Source organism: Dethiosulfatibacter sp. (genome assembly GCF_983023055.1).
In genome coordinates, this window is sequence record NZ_CEZJXU010000162.1 from 2,572 (window position 1) to 5,052 (window position 2,481).

The window sequence follows — 2,481 nt, forward strand, 5'->3', positions numbered from 1 at the left end:
AATATGAAAACACCTCTTACATTTTTATGTAAGAGGTGTTTTCAATTATACTATATTTAAATCTGGATTACTTAACCCATCCTTTGATTCTCATTGCATCTGCAACACGCTTGATGGACATCATGAATGCAGCAACTCTCATTGTCACCTGTTTTTCTTCCATTAGGTTGTAGATGTCATTGAATGCTTTAATCATTTTAACTTCTTGCTTTTCTTGAACTTCATCAAATGACCAGTAGTATCCTTGAAGGTTTTGTACCCACTCAAAGTATGATACCATAACTCCACCACCGTTTGAAAGTATGTCTGGTACTACTAGAATTCCTCTATCACTCAAGGCTTTATCAGCTTCTGGAGTTGTAGGTCCGTTAGCTCCTTCAACAACTATTTGAGCATCTACACGCTTAACAGTTTCAGAAGTAATTGAGTTTTCAAGAGCACATGGAGCGAAAAGATCAACTTTAACGTCATAAATTCCATCTCTGTCAAGCTCTTTAGCTCCTTCAAATCCTTTAATCATGTTGTCGTTTTCACTTGCATTTACATACTCATATAGAGCTTCTATATCAAGACCGTCTTCGTTAACAAGTGCGCAAGAAACGTCAGATACAGCCACTACCTTAGCACCCCATTGCTGTGCATAAAGTGCAGCAAATCTTCCAACATTACCAAAACCTTGAACAGAAACCGTAGCACCCTTCATATCTATGTTCTTAACTCTGAATGCTTCCTTCATCATAAGAGCAACACCGTATCCAGTAGCTTCAAATCTGGCAAGAGATCCACCAATTTCAAGAGGCTTTCCTGTGAATACACCAATTGTTCGCTCTCCTTTAAGCTTGCAGTACTCATCTACCATCCAAGCCATAGTCTGAGGGCTAGTATTTACGTCTGGAGCTGGAACATCAGTTTTTTCACCAATCATTGGCTCAATACGCTCAACGAATTTTCTAGACATTCTCTCGATTTCTCCCTGAGACATTCCTCTAGGATCAACAATGATTCCACCTTTTCCACCACCGTAAGGTATTCCTGCAACACCGCACTTGAATGTCATCCAAGCTGAAAGAGCTTTAACTTCATCTCTAGATACGTTTTGGTGGAATCTGATTCCGCCTTTTCCAGGACCAACTGCATCGTTGTGAAGTGATCTGAAACCTTCAAATATTTTAAGTTCGCCATTATCCATTCTTACAGGTATAGAAACTTCTATACAACTCTTAGGTTGCTTAAGCATCTCATATACTTCTTGCGTTTCTCCTAAAGCATCACATGCTTCCTTGATTTGCGATTGAACAATTTCGAACGGGTTTAAAGTTTTTTCTGCCATTTTTGTTTCCTCCATAAATTCATAATTTAAATTTGTTTTTTTATGTTTAAATCAATATTTCGTCAACTTAACTTCATTGCAATAGTAACACAATTGAAAAAGTGTGGATATAGGGAAAACGATTATCTTGTTAAGAATTTGTAACAATTGGACCCTGAACCCTAGGATTTGCAATTTCGCCTGCAGTTTTTGATTCAGCCTTCCCTATTTCTGTTGCATTAGTGACTATGAGATGAATATTTGTTTTTTTCTTCCTTTATATATATATAAGCACCTTTTTAATAAGCTGGTTTTATTATATAATAAAACGTAGGAAACCGACGCAAAGACAACATTTGAAGGAGGACCACATGAAAAAACCATTTTTACTGCTATTATGCCTTATTATTCTATTCTCAACCTCATGTAAAAAGTCTGAAACACCGGACGTTCCTGATGATACGACAGTAGATTTCGTTGCAGACGATAAATATGTAAAAGAAACAGGTATGAATTATCTAAAAGATCTCTTCTCCGGAAAATATGAAGAAGCCTATACTAATTATCCCCATGACAGCGCAATGAAAAATGCTGTGGACCCTGAAAAATATAAAAGTATTATAGATGACGTCTACGAACAGCATGGTGAATTTAAGGAATTCAAGGGATCAGATACGCAAATCAAGGGAGACTATATAATCTTTACCTCCGGCATACTCTTCGAATCAGGAGCCTTGAATGTCAATGTTGTCTTCGACAAGAAGGGACAGCTAGCAGGAATGAACTTTTCTGAATACACCTTTGGATTTGATGAACCAGCAAACCTTTCTAATAATAAGCTCATTGAAATGGCAACAAACTACCTCAATGATCTTCTGAGCGGCAATTATATCAATGGATACAACAAGCATCCTCACGACAAGAAAATGAAGGAACTATTAAGTCCTGAAGAATATGAAAATATGTTTGTGGAACTTAAGAAGACTTCAGGAGAATTCATAAACTTCAATGGAAACGAAGTCAAAGAACAGGGCCTTTACAAAATAGTCGCCATAGGCACTCTATTTGAAGAGCAAAACTATAATATGAATGTAGTTTTCGATGTATATGGAAATATTGCAGGACTCAACTTCAGTCTCTATACATTTAGTGAAGAGAAGCTGCCTGAAGGT

2 protein-coding genes are annotated in these 2,481 nt (G+C 37.0%); one reads left to right on the forward strand and one right to left on the reverse strand.

Translation table 11 applies throughout. The features are described from left to right. Positions 1–67: 67 nt before the first annotated feature. Complete coding sequence (locus tag AC3AX0_RS06965; protein WP_487549584.1) at positions 68–1,330, reverse strand: Glu/Leu/Phe/Val family dehydrogenase; 1,263 nt, start codon at positions 1,328–1,330, stop codon at positions 68–70. A 350-nt stretch (positions 1,331–1,680) separates the two neighbouring features. Between AC3AX0_RS06965 and AC3AX0_RS06970 the strand changes: the two genes are divergently transcribed. Continuing rightward, positions 1,681–2,481 (forward strand): DUF3887 domain-containing protein (locus tag AC3AX0_RS06970; RefSeq protein ID WP_487549585.1); only part of this gene is annotated, 801 nt, incomplete at its 3' end.

Excerpts from the sequence above, each read along its gene's own strand:
- AC3AX0_RS06965 (WP_487549584.1), bottom strand. The coding sequence starts at position 1,330 with ATGGCAGAAAAAACTTTAAACCCGTTCGAAATTGTTCAATCGCAAATC.